The organism is Bdellovibrio sp. HCB274, from assembly GCF_047306075.1.
Classification (GTDB): Bacteria; Bdellovibrionota; Bdellovibrionia; order Bdellovibrionales; family Bdellovibrionaceae; genus Bdellovibrio.
Genome location: NZ_CP178623.1, coordinates 615,364 through 632,483 on the forward strand (window position 1 = coordinate 615,364; position 17,120 = coordinate 632,483).

16 protein-coding genes are annotated in these 17,120 nt (G+C 47.3%); 8 read left to right on the forward strand and 8 right to left on the reverse strand.

The features are described from left to right. The first annotated feature begins 43 nt into the window (after positions 1–43). From ACLWNV_RS03070 to ACLWNV_RS03090, 5 genes are all read left to right on the forward strand, one after another. The gene (locus tag ACLWNV_RS03070) at positions 44–592 is read left to right on the forward strand and encodes an NUDIX domain-containing protein (protein WP_413586447.1); all 549 of its coding nucleotides are present in this window, start codon (positions 44–46) and stop codon (positions 590–592) included. Between the two features lie 16 nt (positions 593–608). Continuing rightward, complete coding sequence (gene acnA / locus ACLWNV_RS03075) at positions 609–3,287, forward strand: aconitate hydratase AcnA (protein WP_413586448.1); 2,679 nt, start codon at positions 609–611, stop codon at positions 3,285–3,287. Positions 3,288–3,405: 118 nt separating this feature from the next. After that, a complete protein-coding gene (locus ACLWNV_RS03080) occupies positions 3,406–3,876 on the forward strand; it encodes a hypothetical protein (protein ID WP_413586449.1) in 471 nt (156 codons plus the stop codon). A 27-nt stretch (positions 3,877–3,903) separates the two neighbouring features. After that, a complete protein-coding gene (locus ACLWNV_RS03085; protein WP_413586450.1) occupies positions 3,904–4,146 on the forward strand; it encodes a hypothetical protein in 243 nt (80 codons plus the stop codon). Positions 4,147–4,150: 4 nt separating this feature from the next. Further along, positions 4,151–4,408, forward strand: a complete 258-nt coding sequence (locus ACLWNV_RS03090; RefSeq protein WP_413586451.1) for a hypothetical protein — start codon at positions 4,151–4,153, stop codon at positions 4,406–4,408. Between the two features lie 63 nt (positions 4,409–4,471). Here the strand turns inward: ACLWNV_RS03090 and ACLWNV_RS03095 are convergent, their stop codons facing one another. The 8 genes from ACLWNV_RS03095 to ACLWNV_RS03130 all read right to left on the reverse strand — a co-directional run bounded on the left by ACLWNV_RS03095 (position 4,472) and on the right by ACLWNV_RS03130 (position 14,326). Beyond that, a complete protein-coding gene (locus tag ACLWNV_RS03095; protein WP_413586452.1) occupies positions 4,472–4,912 on the reverse strand; it encodes a hypothetical protein in 441 nt (146 codons plus the stop codon). Then, entirely contained in the window at positions 4,912–5,910 is a 999-nt protein-coding gene (locus ACLWNV_RS03100; RefSeq protein ID WP_413586453.1) for a hypothetical protein, read from the reverse strand. The genes ACLWNV_RS03095 and ACLWNV_RS03100 overlap by 1 nt, the downstream gene beginning before the upstream one ends. A gap of 108 nt (positions 5,911–6,018) precedes the next feature. Next, positions 6,019–7,629, reverse strand: a complete 1,611-nt coding sequence (locus tag ACLWNV_RS03105) for a hypothetical protein (protein ID WP_413586454.1) — start codon at positions 7,627–7,629, stop codon at positions 6,019–6,021. A gap of 87 nt (positions 7,630–7,716) precedes the next feature. Further along, positions 7,717–8,655 carry an NmrA family NAD(P)-binding protein gene (locus ACLWNV_RS03110; RefSeq protein ID WP_413586455.1) on the reverse strand — a complete coding sequence of 313 codons (939 nt, stop codon included), beginning with the start codon at positions 8,653–8,655 and terminating at the stop codon, positions 7,717–7,719. Between the two features lie 86 nt (positions 8,656–8,741). Beyond that, entirely contained in the window at positions 8,742–10,436 is a 1,695-nt protein-coding gene (gene recN, locus ACLWNV_RS03115; protein ID WP_413586456.1) for a DNA repair protein RecN, read from the reverse strand. Positions 10,437–10,438: 2 nt separating this feature from the next. Then, the gene (locus ACLWNV_RS03120) at positions 10,439–11,326 is read right to left on the reverse strand and encodes an NAD(+)/NADH kinase (protein WP_413586457.1); all 888 of its coding nucleotides are present in this window, start codon (positions 11,324–11,326) and stop codon (positions 10,439–10,441) included. Positions 11,327–11,340: 14 nt separating this feature from the next. Then, positions 11,341–13,374 carry a M3 family metallopeptidase gene (locus tag ACLWNV_RS03125; protein ID WP_413586458.1) on the reverse strand — a complete coding sequence of 678 codons (2,034 nt, stop codon included), beginning with the start codon at positions 13,372–13,374 and terminating at the stop codon, positions 11,341–11,343. Positions 13,375–13,639: 265 nt separating this feature from the next. Then, positions 13,640–14,326, reverse strand: a complete 687-nt coding sequence (locus ACLWNV_RS03130) for a hypothetical protein (protein ID WP_413586459.1) — start codon at positions 14,324–14,326, stop codon at positions 13,640–13,642. Between the two features lie 211 nt (positions 14,327–14,537). On the opposite strand from ACLWNV_RS03130, the gene ACLWNV_RS03135 reads away from it, so the two are divergent. The 3 genes from ACLWNV_RS03135 to ACLWNV_RS03145 all read left to right on the forward strand — a co-directional run bounded on the left by ACLWNV_RS03135 (position 14,538) and on the right by ACLWNV_RS03145 (position 17,109). Next, complete coding sequence (locus ACLWNV_RS03135; RefSeq protein WP_413586460.1) at positions 14,538–15,047, forward strand: hypothetical protein; 510 nt, start codon at positions 14,538–14,540, stop codon at positions 15,045–15,047. 7 nt (positions 15,048–15,054) lie between these two features. Next, a complete protein-coding gene (locus ACLWNV_RS03140) occupies positions 15,055–15,801 on the forward strand; it encodes a hypothetical protein (protein WP_413586461.1) in 747 nt (248 codons plus the stop codon). A 99-nt stretch (positions 15,802–15,900) separates the two neighbouring features. Next, positions 15,901–17,109 (forward strand): hypothetical protein, encoded by a 1,209-nt coding sequence (locus ACLWNV_RS03145; protein WP_413586462.1) that lies wholly within the window; start codon positions 15,901–15,903, stop codon positions 17,107–17,109. Positions 17,110–17,120: the final 11 nt, after the last annotated feature.

A 17,120-nucleotide genomic window follows, 5' to 3' on the forward strand; every position in this document is an offset into this window, starting at 1 on the left:
GAGAGGCTATGACTGACTTTCGTCGAGCTGTCATTGTGATTTTATGAAGCATTTGGAAGAAAAAACCTTATCGACCCAACAGGTTTTTAAAGGTCGTTATTTAAAAGTTGAACAGGACGAGGTGCAGGCGCCAGACGGTAAAGTATATTACCGCGAGTATATTCTGCATCCAGGTGCCGCAATGATGATTCCCATCCTGCCAAATGGAAATGTCGTCATGGTTCATCAGTACCGTCACGCCGTGAAACAAGTGATGTTGGAGTTTCCAGCAGGAAAGCGCGATCGCGGCGAAGACAGTTTGATTACGGCAAAACGCGAGTTGGCCGAGGAAACTGGTTATCTTGCCAATGAATGGAAGCTGCTGACGGAAATTCATCCTGTGATTGGATACTCCAACGAACAAATTGATCTATATCTGGCAATGGACTTGAGTCGCACTGAACAGCGTCTGGATCAGGGGGAGTTTTTGGAAGTGATTGAGGTCGCGCCCAAGGAACTTATGACCCTTATTCAACAGGGTAAAGTAACCGATGTGAAAACCCAGATCGGTGCCTTTTGGCTTGATAAAATCCTCCGCGGGGAGTGGAATTAGGAGGGAGGATCCCCTCATGTTGGTACAATCAAAAGACAGCTTTAAAACAAAAGACACACTTAAAGTGGGTGCGAAAGAATACACTATCTTCAATCCGAAGAAAACATCGCACCCGAATTTCAAAAAACTTCCAAACTCTTTAAAAGTTCTTCTGGAAAATCTTCTGCGTCACGAAGACGGCGTGCATGTCACGAAAGAAGACATCGATGCACTTCTTAGCTTAAGCAAAGAATCCCTGACGCGCGAAATTTCATTTTTCCCAGCGCGCGTGTTGATGCAGGACTTTACCGGTGTTCCGGCGGTCGTGGATTTAGCAGCGATGCGTGATGCAATGAAATCACTGGGCGGCGATCCCACGAAGATCAATCCACTGGTGCCTGTGGACCTGGTTATCGATCACTCGGTGATGGTGGACTCTTTTGCAACTCCTGGCAGTTTCCAGGAAAACGTGAATATGGAATTTCAGCGCAATAACGAGCGCTACGTTTTTCTTAAATGGGGGCAAGGGGCCTTCCAAAATTTCAGAGTGGTGCCGCCAGGAACAGGTATCTGCCATCAGGTGAATTTGGAATACCTGGGTAAAACAGTTTGGGATGCCAAAGGCCAGCATGGCGAATATGCCTTCCCTGATACTTTGGTTGGAACAGACTCTCACACTACAATGGTAAACGGTTTGGCAGCACTGGGTTGGGGCGTCGGTGGTATCGAAGCTGAAGCCGTGATGCTGGGACAGCCTCTTAGTATGTTGATTCCTGAAGTGATCGGCTTCCGACTTGAAGGAAAACTGAAAGAGGGCGCAACTGCAACGGATCTGGTTCTAACAGTCACTCAGATGCTGCGTAAAAAGGGCGTGGTTGGTAAGTTCGTTGAATTCTATGGGCCGGGGTTGGAAGGTTTGTCACTGGCAGACCGCGCGACCATCGCAAATATGGCTCCGGAATACGGTGCGACTTGTGGATTCTTCCCGATTGATGAAGAGACGATGAAGTATTTGCGCGTCTCTGGTCGTGACCCGCAAACGATTGCCTTGGTTGAAGCTTACGCAAAAGAAACCGGCATGTGGCGCACATCTGATGATGAGCACTTCGCTTTCAATGAGACGTTGAAATTAAATCTGGCCGACGTGGTTCCTTCATTGGCGGGACCAAAGCGTCCTCAGGATCGCGTCTTGCTTGATAAAGCTGCCAGCGACTTCTCCACTCAATTGAACACGACATTTGCAGTTTCTGAGGCACAGGCCACGAAAGAGAAATTCAGCACGCCCGTTGATGGTGCATCCTATGGTTTAGGCCACGGTGACGTGGTGATTGCCGCGATCACAAGCTGCACGAATACGTCCAATCCATCAGTAATGATGGGTGCGGGATTGGTAGCCAAGAAAGCCTCTGAAAAAGGTTTAAAGGTAAAGCCATGGGTGAAAACTTCGCTTGCTCCGGGTTCTCAAGTTGTAACTGATTATCTTGAAACATCCGGACTGCAAAAGTATCTGGATAATTTGGGATTCAACCTTGTAGGTTACGGATGCACGACTTGTATCGGAAACTCCGGTCCATTGCCAGAACCTATTGCTCACGCGGTGGAAAAAGGAAACCTGGTTGTTGCTTCTGTACTTTCGGGAAATCGTAACTTTGAAGGTCGTATCAATCCCCACGTAAAAGCAAACTATCTGGCATCTCCGATGCTGGTGGTGGCTTATGCGTTGGCGGGTACAATGCAAATGGATCTTTCGCAAGACCCATTGGGTGAGGATGCGAACGGTAAACCAGTTTACCTGGATGATATCTGGCCAACCAACCAAGAGATCTATGACATCGTTAACAAAACCGTTGAAACGAAAATGTTCAACAATCGTTACGGTAACGTGTTCGCAGGTACGACGGACTGGCAAAAGATTCAGACGACTCGCTCTCAGACCTACACTTGGGATGAAAGTACTTACATTAAGAATCCCCCGTACTTCCAGGGAATGCAAAAATCCGCAGGAAAAATGTCTGACGTAAAAGGCGCCCGTGTTCTGGCAATCCTGGGTGACTCAATCACGACAGATCATATTTCCCCGGCAGGAAGTATTAAAAAAGATTCTCCAGCAGGTAAATATCTGATGAGTAAAGGTGTGCAACCGGTTGATTTCAACTCCTACGGTTCACGTCGCGGAAATGATGATGTGATGGTGCGCGGAACATTTGCAAACATTCGTATCAAAAACGAAATGCTTAACGGTGTTGAAGGTGGAATGACCAAGTACATCCCAACGGGCGAGCAAATGTCGATCTTTGATGCTTCGATGAAGTATCAGTCCGAGAAAACTCCGTTGGTGGTTGTGGCAGGTAAGGAATATGGTACAGGCTCTTCACGTGACTGGGCTGCCAAAGGAACAACGCTTTTGGGCATTCGTGCAGTTATTGCTGAAAGTTTCGAGCGTATTCACAGATCAAATCTTGTCGGCATGGGTGTGCTTCCATTGCAATTCCATCCGGGCATGGATCGCAAAACCCTGAAACTTGACGGCTCTGAAGTGTTGGATGTTGTCGGCGTGGAAACTATGAAGCCGCAACAGGATATCACGGTCAGAATCACTCGCGCTGATGGTAAAACCGAGGAGATCAAAGTGAAATCCCGGGTCGATACAGCCGTGGAAATCGAGTACCTGAAAAACGGCGGCATTCTGCAATACGTTCTTAGAAAACTGATGTAGTTCGCCATTAAATGTAAAAGTTCTGGACAGGGGGATCGGAAAAATCCCCCTGTCTTTTTTTTCCCTTTGTGAGGACTGAAGTTATCGGGGAGAATAAAGATGTGACCGGAGTTACAACTTGAAAGTTATCCTGATCTACATCACTTTGATTCTGCCTTTGATCGCTGAAGCTAAAATGCCACTTCGTGAGCTGGATAGTTTGAAGCAAATCATCATCGTTTCCCGCGTGGGAATTAACGAGCCGACAAATCCTGAAATTTTAAAATGCCAAATCAAAACCGAAGGTCTTGACGTTAAATTGCAGGCCGCCAAAGACAACGCCAAGAAAAGCTGGAGCCGACAAACGCTTACCAAGGCTGACGTACCTTTGTTAAGCAAAGCGATCCACAGTTGCGCCAGTCGGGTGACCTGTGAAGTGTATGATAGCTTCATCACTTCGGTGAAGGTTGCGCCGGAAATTGAAAAGCAGGTGGAGCCCTTGAAGATCGTTCTTGATCAGAATCTGCAGCAGTTGAATGCGGATTCGTACAAAACGGCATTCAAATCAGTCAAAAATCCCTGTTCTTTGCTGAAGGCAATCTCAAAGTAGTTCTATTGGTCCAGTATAAACACGTATATGTTTCGGATTATGATGGAATTGAGCTATACTCACATCATGCCTCCACGCAATCGTCCCAGTGAACTTGAAAAATGGATCATGATATCAGCGTTTCTTATCAGCTGTTATTGTGGCTTCATGTTCTTTTGGTGTGTGATAGATGCCGTGGATTCGACGGCACTTATGTATGCCTTGGGAGTCCTGGTTTCCTCCTATATCGGAGTTCGAATTGCCGGTCCCAATCGCCGCAGAGTAGACTAAATCCATGCAAATCCTTTGGACTTTGATTTTAATCGCACTCAATCCATTTAATTTGATAGCTCTGTACAGTCGCTACACCGGGAAGATGTTTGTCGGTATGGAGCACACTGCCAGCAATGATCCTCTGAAAGTGTATCTGGTGCCCACCTTGGTTTATGCAGCAGTTTGGTTAGTTTTAAAGTTCTGGCGCCGCTGGAGCTACTGGAATCTTTACTTCTTCTCATTCCTTGGCTCCATCGCCATATTCTATATCTGGTTCTAAAAAAGGTGCCAGGTCCTACTTACGGATGCGGCGCATCCGTAAGTAGGACCTGGCACCTTTTTCTTACTGCATTGTCGCTAGCATGTTCGCTAATTGGGTCATGCTCATCGCTGTTTGGTTTTTTAGGCCGATGCATGTTCCTTGGACGTAGCGGTTGCCGTGATAGAGCTGGATGTTTGCTCTTGGGCAGCTGTTGATGCTGTTGCCTTTAAGCGAGGCTATCTGACGGCTTTGTGTAGTTAGGAAGCTGTAGTTGGGGTCAGACAAGCTGCCGATAGTTGGGGAGCCGCCTTTGCTGTAGGCATAGAATTTTCCACGGGCGTCCTGCCATACAGTGAAGTAGTTTTTTTGATTGCCGAAAACCACGACCATGCGGAAGCCGTTAAAGCCTGCGGATTTTTTTGGGGCAGTTTTAGGATTGGCGGCTTTTCTTTGAACACCTTTTTGTGGTGCTGACCATGCCAGTGCCGGAACAATAAGAAGAAGTGCGATTAAGTATTTCATTATTCAACTCCTCCTTTGGAATTTGCCGGAGCTGACATTGGTATGCCCTTGGACCCTGGCGCTGCGGCTTTCGGTGCGCCCACAGCTTTGGCCATGGCGTCTGGATTTGCGGCGTCACAGTACAGATATGTGCTTGAGCCGTAGCAACCGATTTTTTTTCTTAAATCTGGATTTGCTCCGACAATACCATTAATGCGACTGGTGAAGTCGGGATCGTCTGCAAAGCCATCATCCATTCGGCCATAGGCGCATTCATCGCGATAGGCGTTGGCAACGCCCTGGCGCCATTGGGATTGGGACAAGTCTTTGTATTTCGTAGAGATATAGTCGGTGACCACTTCTGTCGTCATCCAGTCAGTGAATGCTCTTGTCACCTGGTCGTTCATGCAAAATCCTGCATCCTGAAATGAAGAGGCTTCGTTGCGTTTGGCGCCAACAGATTTTTCAGAACGCAGGCAGGAAATTACACCCTTTACCGGGTAAGCAGATTCACTTTGTGCCTGAGTCTTTTCTTTGGGAAGACGAATGATATTGTCGATACCGCAGGGATTCACCATGGCAGAAAGCTCTTCAGAGATCATTTTTGCGACTGCGAACTCTGACATGCCTGGTTTTGCTTTGCACAGATAGAAAGTGTTTTCTGTCGGGGAATAAAACGAATTCGGCCACAAAGAAGGATCCAGGCTTGCACTTAGATCTTCACAGCTCGTTGAAAACTTCACGCCGTTCAATTTTGCGATGATAGCCGTTCGCGCGCTTTCATCCACAGGAAGAGATGAGATTTTCTTGATAAAGGCTTTTTGCACGGCCGGAAAAGTGCCGGTCTTTAATTTTTCTGTGAAAGAGGCGCTGCTGTCTTTAACCGTACCCACAGCCGTACCATCGCTGGCCCCTAAGGACGAGCACGTTGACGCCGCCAGATTATTGCAGGAATTATCTTTCTGAGCGTGCGCTTGAATCGAAAGGATCAAACCGATAGTTAAAAACGTCTTCTTCATAGATAACAGTTTAAAATTGAATGAAAAATTCGTCCATTGAAGGGGCGAAAAGGGCGGTAATTCCAGACCCGGCAAAATGTTCCCTACTGGACCTTTTCAGTCCAGGAATTAGGGAAGGTTTTGAAGGATTCCAGATTCCAGTCGACCGGCGTTTTGGCGTGCAGTCTGGCAGGCGCGCTCGAAAAAACTCTCCATTTTTTCATAGCGGCGATTCTTAAAAAAGTACTGCGGATCCTGGGACTTTAATTCAGCCAGCAAAGGACTTGCTGCAAATAACATTTGTGCGGATTTTGCCCAAGCCGAGCACGTGCCACGGTTTAAGGATTCGCGGAAATCGGAAGTAAATGATTTTGCAGCATCACTGGAAAACTTGTTACGAACGCGGGAGCTAAAGTCAGCTTCAGTTCCATCTTTAAAAGAAATGGCATTTAGTTGTGCATCACTAAGTAGTTCGCCCACAAGCTTTTTACTCTTGCTGGCTTTCTTAAGCTGCAAACGCTGCAAAGCGCGGCTGGTGCAATTTTCCACGCTACCAGTTTCACCCATCATGACTTTTAGAATCGTATCTATACAAGAGACCTGAGCGTCCTCGATAAAACGGCTGTCCAGTTTATCAGCGTTCTTTTTGGCTTTCGCCACGGCACCGGCATAAAGAACATTATTCGCGACCTTCTTAACTTCAGTACGGGATTTAGAAGCCACGCACGCGGAAGACGAAAGGTATTCCTTGCCATCAAAAACACGGTCTTTCAGAAGTTCGTACTTTTCCGGTTGTTCTGATTTCAGACGGGGGGCACCGAAACGATATGCCACAACACTTTCTGCGAAGTCCTCGTGGGGATTCGTTTTTCCGTACATTGAAACAGCCTTGGAAGGATCCGCCAAACTGTACGTACGGGCTGACTTGTTCTTGGAGTCTCTGACAACCCAGCCACCCACTTTTAGCCAGATCGCGGATTCATCCAGATTATTTTTACGAGCAACCACATGGCCCAATTCATGGAGCAAAGTCTGCTGGCGTTCCGGCAACGAAAGGCTATTCCAGAAATCAAATATTTCCATCGTGGAGTTGGCAACGCTTTCTCCTTCTGGAAGCTTCACGCGGCTACCGCGTTTTCCGTGAATCAGCTTGCGATTATAATCCAATGGATAAAGTTCAATTGGATAATCCGAAAGAGCTGCCAGAACATCATCAAGTTCATCACTGGTCCATGCAGAGGCATTTGCTGCACGCAAATGAGAACCATTAAAACCAAAATGTTTTAACATGTATAAAAGCTGTATCCCCACGCGAGGACCATATAGCGATTGCATCGAGCAAACCACTTTGTCGCAGTGAGATTTCAAAGCCAACGGAGCAGCTCCGTTCATTGAGATATCAAAGGAATGCATGTCGCGAAAGAGCTGTAAAAGTTCGGGGTCTTCGTCTTTGAATTTAATGCCAAACAAAGTTTCTGATTTCTTTTTCAGACTGGAAGGCTGAAGTTCCGTAAGCATTTCGGAATCCAGCGGTGCGCGCTGATTTTTACAAGGAGCACTTGAAACCTGCGAAGGAGTGACAGACCACCAGTCCAAGCCAGTTCCGAACAAAGTCGTTGGTGTGAAGTGAGCTGAGCTGATTTCACAGGAGTGCGCAGGCGCCTCGGAAGATAAATCCTCGGATGCAAAACCCATCATGCTGAAAAATAAAATGCCGGATAATAAAGTCCACTTCGCCATTCAGAAACTTATCGGTTATTGCCCGGGTTTCTGAATGAAAACGAAGTGGGAAAGAGCTGTCTCAATCCGGGACAGCGCGGTCGTAAACTATGGGTGTGCTTGGAAGGAACCGGAGTTGGATCGTCGCAGGTTCTGATTCGCCACAGCCTGGTTATAGGCGTGCAAGAATGTAGAGCGCGCAAAGCGTTCAATAGATGTCACAGTCGAGTTGTTATTATCCCGGCTGTAAGTGGAGGCCATGATTCCATTGCTGGCGGCATGGTCCAGTTCAATGATCTCGTTTGCCATATTTTCAGACATACCGGCACCGATCATGTAATTGCGAAGCTCCGTATCAGGGACTTCGGCGTATTCCAAAGTGGGCTTGCCAATGGATTGGCCCAGAACACGGGCGATCTCCCGGTATGTCAAAGTTCTTTCCCCTAAAAGGTATTCAACATTATGAGAACGGAAGTGAGGGTTTGCGAGTAAGAATGCCGCGCGAGCCGCGACATCTTTAGTCGCGACCAAATCCACCGGCGCATCCTCTGGAATAATTCCAAAGATTTTATCCATCGCAATGATGGTGGGAATTTCCTGAAGCAGATTTTCCATGTAGTAGGTTGGGCGCAGATGAACGATGTTTAATGCGCGAATATTATTGAGGCGCTCTTCCTGATCATGCAGCGCCAGAACCGGGCCGGTTCCGCTTTCCAGATCCGCCCCCACACTGCTTAGATGTACAACGTGTTTGATGCCGATCTCTTCGACGGCTTCAGCGATCACTTCACCGATTTTGTTTGCGTGAAAGCGCGGCTCATCCGCTTTGATATCAGAGGGAGTCATTAGGAAGGCTGACGAGCAGCCTCGTAAGGCATGCATCATGGTATCAACGCTGTTGGCGTCGCCAGTTATGATCTCGGCTCCTGCAAAGACTTCAGGATTGGGAAAGTGACGTGCCAGAAGTCGAACGTCATGGCCTTGGGAAAGAAGTTCCATGGCGATTTTAGAACCCACATGTCCGGTAGCACCCATCACTAAAATCATAGCTCTGCCTCCTTCAAATACTTATATTCTAAAAGGAGGCGATGGGGTTGGACACCTTAAGTGGTGTGTATATTCACAGGGTACTTTTAGCGGGCTTCACCCAGTAGTTGTTCGGCGTGAGCAACGGAAGTTTTGGAAATCTTCTCGCCACTGATTAAGCGGGCAATTTCCTGAACGCGATCCTTTTGCTTAAGCTCCGATACCAACATCGCCACAGATTCCTTCTGCGGGGATTTTTGGATAAAGAAGTGTGTGTCGCCAAAAGCTGCCACTTGTGGCAAGTGAGTCACGCAGATAACCTGCTGACCTTTTGCAATGGTCTTAAGTTTACGACCCACTTTTTCAGCCGTTTCACCTGACACACCTGTATCGACCTCGTCGAACAGATAGGTGCGGGGTTGATTGCTGGATCCCACGACGCGTTTTAATGACAACAGGATACGGCTTAACTCACCACCTGAAGCAAATTTCGCCAAAGGACGTTTCACGTCTTTCGCGGAAGTCTGGCTTAGGAATTCAACGTCGCTAAGTCCTGTGGAGCTAAGTTCCGTCATTTTTTCGATCTGAACGTGGAATGTGACACCTTTCATGTTCAAATCCAAAAGCTCGGCATTTACGTTCTCAGCCAGTTGGTCAGCGCCTTTGGTGCGGCGTTTGTGTAAGTCCTGACCCAGGGTTTCCAGTTCTTTCAGCAACGCAGCCGATTCCTTACGAAGTGTCTCAATTTTCGCATCGGAATTTTGCAGATTGGAGATTTCGATCTCCATTTCCATCAAAGCTTTCAAAATGTCATTTACAGAAGAACCGTATTTTTTCTGAAGCTTGCGCAAATCACTGAGACGGCCCTCAACTTCTTCCAAGCGTTGTGGGTCGGCGTCGATCTTATTCGCGTAATTACGAAGCTCGTAAACGCTTTCGTCGATCAATGCCTGGGCCTGTTCCAGCAACTCAAGCTTGGTGCCGATTTGTGGGTCCACGCCAGAAAGCTCCAGGCCTTTTTTCAAAACCAGTTTCAAACGGCTGATAGCTGAATCGTCGTCGGTGTAAAGAGCGGATTCCGCCTGGTCGACAAAGGAACCAATGCGGTTTGCGTTTTTTAGTTTTTTAACTTCTGTTTCAAGCTCGATGTCTTCGCCCGGAGATAAATCCAGATTGGCGATTTCATCACGCTGATAGATCAGGAAATCAAGACGCTGCGCTTTTTGTTTCGCATCACTTTCAAGTTTTTTGATCTCTTCAAAAATACCGTAATAGCGATTGTACTTTTCTGTGAACAAAAGACGTTTGTCCCAGGTGCCCGCATACTGATCCAGTAAATCCAAGTGATAAGCTTTGGACATCAGGTTGCGGTTTTCGTGCTGACCTGTCATTTCGATCAAAGGTGCCGAGTGACCTGCTAGCTCCACCAACGGAGCCACAATATCACGAAGACTGTTCAGAGTTGAAAGACTGCCATTCAGGTAAACTTTGGATTTATCACCAGAGCTTAAAACACGGCGTACAATCAAAACATCCTCGTCCGCTTCAATACCCATGTCTTTAAGGTTCGCCTGAATATCGGTGCGTTTGCTGATATCAAAAGAACCCTCAATAGTCGCCTGAGTGGAACCTGTGCGGATAGTATCGCTGGAACCTTTGCCACCCATAAGCAGTGAAAGACTCTTCAGAAGAACAGATTTCCCCGCACCTGTTTCGCCGGACAGGATATTTAAACCATCCTTGAAAGTGATGTGCAGGTTTTCGATGATCGCAAAATTTGAAACTTTAAGCTCTAGAAGCATAACTAAGTCCGGTCTCCGAATTTAAGTTTTTCACGAAGTAAATGGAAGTAATTGTGATCCGGATGTCTGACCATCCAATGATCATAAGGGGAGCGCGTCAGGACAACTTCATCATCAGCATTGATTTCGGCCACTTTCTGACCGTCGACGATGAAATGCGCCTTGTGAGTTTTTCCGTCCAACTGAAATGACAGGCGGTTTTTGTCTGGAACAATCAAAGGACGCGAAGTCAGACTGTGAGGCGCAACTGGTGTCACCACCAGCACTTGAGCCTCAGGATGCAGAATCGGACCGCCAGCAGCCAGATTGTACGCTGTCGAGCCTGAAGGACTGGCTACGATGAAACCATCGGCCTTCACTTCGCTGACCAGATGCTTGTCAGAATAAATCGCTGTATGGATTAGCTGGGACATTGAACCTCTTTCGATGACGACGTCATTCAGCGCATGGAATTCGCCCTTGGCTTTTCCTTTGCGCATGATTTTAGCGTGAATCATCGAACGGGGACGAAGTTCCATCTGACCGTTCAAGGTGTCCTCGATAACTTCCATCGTGGCATCAGCACTGTGAGCCGTCAGGAATCCCAACGAGCCCATGTTGAAGCCCAAAATAGGAACGTCACGGCCTTCCAGAATACGTACGGCGCGAAGGTAAGTCCCATCGCCCCCTAAAACGATAACCAGCGACAAGGAATCCAGCTGTTTTTTATTCGACGCAAGCTTAGTTCCCGAAACCAGTTTTTGTCCTGGAGCCGTGAAAACCTGATGGCCTTGTTTTTTTAAAAACTCGGCCACTTTTTTTGCCAGTGCCACAGCACGGTCTGTTTCCAGACGGTAAACCAAAGCAATGTTGCTTTTGCCTGGAATAACCAATTTGCTTTTCGTACTCATCGCGGTCTTCTTCATTAAATCAATCCGTCACGTCTTAGCAATGCATTTGGATCTGGTTCACGGCCACGGAACTTCTTGTAAAGATCCATGGGATGTTCTGTGCCACCTTTGCTCAGGATAAATTCCTTGAACTTGCGAGCCACTTCCGGAGAGAACAAGCCCTCTTCCTTAAAGTATTCAAAGGCATCCGCATCCAAAACCTCAGCCCATTTGTAAGAGTAATATCCTGCAGAGTAACCTCCTGCAAAGATGTGGCTGAAGCTGCAAGAGCTATTAGTGCCAGGGACCTTCGGGAACAAACGAGTTTCGGCCGTAGCCTGTTCTTCGAATGCATCCACGTCTTTGATCAAAGAAGGGTCCGCCGTGTGCCAAGCCATATCCATCATGCCGAACTGCAATTGACGGCAGGACGCATAGCCCGCCTGGAATTTTTGCGACGCTTTTAATTTTTCAATCAGGGCCGCAGGCATTGGCTCATTTGTTTCGTAGTGACGGGCAAACAAATCCAAACCTTCTTTTTCGCCAGCCCAGTTTTCCATGATCTGTGAAGGAAGCTCTACGAAATCCCAGTAAACGCTGGTGCCGCTTAGTGTTTGGTAAGTCACATCCGAAAGCATTCCGTGCAAAGCATGACCGAACTCATGAAACAAAGTGCGAACTTCATCATAAGTCAAAAGGGACGGCTTCGTCGGAGTCGGCTTCGTAAAGTTACAAACGATGCTGACGTGCGGGCGTTTCAATTCTTTACCGAACAAACCTTGCGCACGATATTGAGTCATCCAGGCCCCGCCTTTTTTCGTTTCGCGCGGGAAGAAGTCTGTATAGAACAAGCCCATGTATTTTCCAGCTTCGTCGAAAATCTCGTAAGCTTTTACTTCAGGGTGATATACCGGGATGTCTTTGTTTTCTTTGAACGTCAAACCGTAAAGCTGTTTAGCATGGGTGAACACGCCCTCAACCACATTTTCCAGTTTGAAGTACGGGCGCAGGTCTTCTTCGTTGAAAGCGTATTTTTCCTCTTTCAATTTTTCAGAGTAGTAACCGAAGTCCCAAGGTTTCAATTCAGGAATTGCATCCAGTTGGCCTGCGAATGCAGCGACTTCAGAAACGTCACGTTGTCCTGCCGCTTTGGAAGCATCCAAAAGTTTGTGCAGGAACGTGCCCACTGTTTTTGGATCTTTCGCCATACGCTCGGCCAACACGAATTCCGCGTGAGTTTTGAAACCCAGAAGGTTTGCCCGTTTTGCACGAAGGGTAACGATTTTTTTAACGATCTCCTGATTGTCGAACTCGCCACCGAATGCGCGGGACGTGTAGGCTTTGGACATTTTCTCGCGCAAAGCCCTGTTGTTCGCATAAGTCATGAACGGCAGATAAGAAGGAATTTGCAGATTGAACAACCAGCCTTTTTTGCCTTTGGCCTGTGCCGCTGCTGCAGCCCCTTCCAAAATACCTTCAGGAATTCCCGCTACATCTTTGTGATCTTCCAAAACCATTTCAAAAGCGTTTGTCGCTTTCAAAACATTTTCAGAGTACTTCGGACCCAGCACTGACATTTCCTGATCGATCTGGCGAAGAATTTCTTTGTCAGCCGCGGACAATAAAGCACCGTTGCGGGTGAAACCCAGATAAGTTTTTTCCAAAAGGCGCAATTGCTCCGCATTCAGATTCATGGAGTTGCGATTGTCGTAAACGTGTTTTACGCGTTTGAAAATTTCCTCATCCAAAGAAATGTCGGATTCCATTGCCGTCAGTTTCGGATAGATATCTTTAGCCAAAGCCTGGAAAGACTCGTCTGAATGTGCGGACTCAAGGTTTCCGTAAATGCCAGCGATCACGCCAGCCAACTCGGGAGCTTGTTCCAAAGCAAAGATGGTGTTTTCAAAATCCGGAGCTGCAGTGTTGGACTTGATTTTTTCAATGTTGGCTTTTGCCAACTTCACAGCCTCATCCAAAGCTGGCAAGTAGTGTTCAACTTTGATTTTATCAAAGGGCACTGCCTGATCTTTAGCGGTGAAAGGCATCAAAAGAGGATTGTTGTTACTCATAGAAAAACTCCTGTTTGAGAGCTAATAAATCGCCTCTGGTTATCCCTTGAGAATAGCGCAAAATAAAGGAAAAAAGCCTCTGGTTGCCGGTATGTTTTTTATTTAAAAATTGGTGCTTTTTGGTGATACCTGAGGACGCATTTGCTGCGCCCCAATATGAAAGGGCTCTTAGAGGTAGTTCCCGCTAAGAGCCCATGAATAATGCGGCATATAAGCCGGTGAAAACCGGTGAGGAGGCCGCGCTCCTCTTATTTATTGTTCAAAATTAGAAACCGAAACCGAAGCCCACGCCGAATCCAACGCCGAAGCCTGCACCCGGAGCACCGTAAGGGTAACCATATGGATTGTAGCCATAGTTGTAGTTGTAACCCGGTTGTTGGTAACCGTAGTTATAGATTTGGCCCGTTGTACAAACACCCAAACCAGAACCCACCAAAACTTCCTGACAAGTTTGACCGGCGCTGCAAGAGTTCGCTTGGTTCATCAAGCAACTGGTTGCGATGTTACCAGTACAGTTCGCACCATTTCCGCCAGGGATGTTGGAGATCTGCTGGAAGTTATAACCAGACTGTGGAGCATAGAATCCGTAAGGAGCTGCTCTGAAGTTGTTGTACTGGAATTGATAAAAGATGTTCCAGTTGAAGCCGGTTTGAACAGGGTAGCAGCCCATGCCCATCACAGAGTTATAAGCCGGAGCATAACCCAGTGGACAACCGCACACTCCATAAGATTGGAAGTAATTTAGGTAGTTGTTGTTCACTCCACCATTTGGGAAAGAGTAAGGTAACCAGCCATACTGGCTGTACTGACCGTTATTGCACAGAGTGCTTGAGGTAATACAACGAGTATCACCTTGAATAGGTGTGGTTGCTCCTGGATTACCACCGCCGCCACCGCTGTCCGCGCAGGCAACTACCATCATTGTCATTAGAACTACGAAGAGCCTTTTCATGGGAACTCCTTGAAAAATTAAAACTTCAACATCGCCTTGTAATTCAAGAGGTGTGCCCCGGGTGTCTCATCTTGAAACCCAATATATTTGATCTGGATGGCAGAATTTGCAGTGAACGTGCCGCTTTTGGGCACCTTGCGCCGCAAAATAGTAGGCAGCTGGGATTTTGAATGGCAGCATTAAGGAGTCTGTCTATCGAAAGGAGTCGATAATGAAATACATGGGATGTTTGCTGTCTCTTCTAATTGCGCTTCCAGTGAGCGCTGCAATTCCATCTAAAAAAATCCAACCCGGTCCAAAAGTTCTTTCGGGAAAAGGTGAGCTTTTCGGTGGTATCGCAGGTACCGGTTTTACTTTGTTGGATGTGCGCAGAACTGCGGATAAAGGCAAAAAAGTAGAGCGCGTGGTATTTGATGTGGGCGACAAAGACGGCCAAAAAATCAAAGGCTGGCCAGGCTATTTCCATGCCGAGCTTAAGAACAATCCACAAAGATTGATTCTGTCGTTCTCGCAAATGCCAGCGTCTTTGGTGAATGAAGTGGCTTTGAATTTCCGTTTGAAAAATTCTTTGGCAGTGAAGAAAACCGCTCTAAGCATGGATCCTTTGGATAGTTCTTTAAATCTGACTATGGATTTAAAACCAAATACCAAAGTTCGCGTCTATCAGGTTGCCGGTAAAAAAACGACATCCAAAGTTGTCGTGGATTTGATGGCGGAGTAACACCTCAGTGAGGTTCTTCGTTCTTTGCAGTATTCTTGCTCTCATCACAGCCTCTGCGGAGGCTAAAGTTCTGGATATGTCCCGCGACTCGATGGCACCTTACTTTGTGCTGTCGGGTGGGCCTTCCTCGTTAAGTTCAAATGGCTATGGCAATGAGGCCACTGGAATTTCAGTTTCGGGCGAGTCTAAATACACTTATGGTGGCGAGTTTGGATTTTTGCTTTCACGCGGTATCGTGAATCTGTCTTTTGGTATCGGAATCATCAAACCCGCACCGGTCCAGGGCTTTTCTGGAACGGATAGTGGGGGAGTCGAAATGTTTACCGGCGACAGCGAAGTGATGGGGTTTTCTCCCAGAATCACTGTCGAGTTTAATCTGCAGGGCGACCGCGTTTCGCGCTCATTTATTTCTTTAGGTGCGGGCTACGCTGATGTGAAGCTTACAAATTCCTATACGATGACAGCCGCGGGCACAGCTGCTTATCCCGGCGTTGCCACGACAATCGAATCCAAAGGATCTGCGACGGAGTTAATGGCGGGGTTGGGATATGAAGGCATCTTGTCAGACTCGACCACTTACGTGTTTCAATTCGGATATCGTCAACTGCGTTTGGATCAGCTTAAATACACCAAGGATTATACGACCTTTAATGGACCCGTTTCCTCGGGCGGAACGGTGATGAATGGCGCGTCGAATCGAGAGCTGAATCTTTCCGGCGGCTTCTTATCTCTTGGATTTCGCTTCTATTTATAGAGTTCTTTTTACATTGCAAACTAATAAGACCCTTGGTCTTTGGCATCAAATAGTGGTCGTGCTATAGCCAAACTCCTTTTTAGAAATGGAGTTACAGCTATGTTCACGAAATGGATTTTCTCTGTATTGTCTCTAGGTCTTATTCTTTCTGCTCAGGATGCATCGGCATATCTGGTAGCAACGGAACCTGCTCGCTTAAATCCTAATGTTGCGACCGATATTTACATCGCAGGCTTTGGCGGGGATCAAGGAAATCAATTTACTCATTCAGCGGTCCTTGGGGCGCGCATTTCCCGTGACCGTTTTCCACACAGACAACGTGTGATTATCGCCGCTGTTAATAACAGTGCGGGTTACGAGGGCGGTCTTCTTACCAAAGGTGGCCTAACCCTTCGTCGTGCAGATAAAGACGGTCTTACGGGCGAGCGTTTGGTACAAACTCTAAATGGCTTGGGAGTTCGCGCAAGCTCCTTGCAGTTTTATGGTCACGCCAACACTTACAACGGCTTCCGTTTACAAACAAAATACAAACGTCTGGATCATGATGACGAGTCATTTGCTCAGCTAGGACGTTTTATCAGAACAGACGGTTTTGCAGTCATTCACTCCTGCAACTCTGCCTGGTTCCTAGCGCCAACGGCGGCAAAGCTTTGGAATCGCCCGGTGTTTGGTTCTTTCGCTGGATCTAACTTTCAAAACCTAAAAAGCGATGGCAACTGGTACTACAATGATCCCGGATTCTATCCGGCGAACCTGTCCTGGAAATCCAGCACGTCACAGCTTACAAAAAATACTTTGAGCTGTGCTGACGGTCGCTGCGTGCGTTTGAAGCCAATTAATATTCCGTATCACGATTCCTTTGGCAGATTCAGCCGTGGCTTGGGTTTCTATAAAGTCTTTGCGCCAGATGCGACGCAAATTCCTCGTGCCCTGGTTCATCTGACAATGCTTTATCCAACGAATACAGCGGCGACTCCCACTTCATCCCGTACTGAATTCGCCAAAGCCCTGGCGGACTGGATGTGTCCTTCAGATCGCTCTCAAGCCAAGTACAAAGCTTGCCAGGCGGCGATCCTAAACGAAGAATTCAGATCCAAGCCTTACATGAGCTTCTTTGAAGGGACTTCCATCGCCTGCAATAACTCCAGCTGCAATACGCGCGTGAAGTGCAAGGCCTTCAAGGTTGTATTTTCGGTTCCGTGCAAAACTTATGACGTGGCAGAGGGGCGCTCCACGGTATTCAGCGATACTTTGAAGCAGGCTTTCCAGGGCTTTGATGAGCTTCAAAGCGGGGCGACTAAGTTTTAGCCTGACAACCT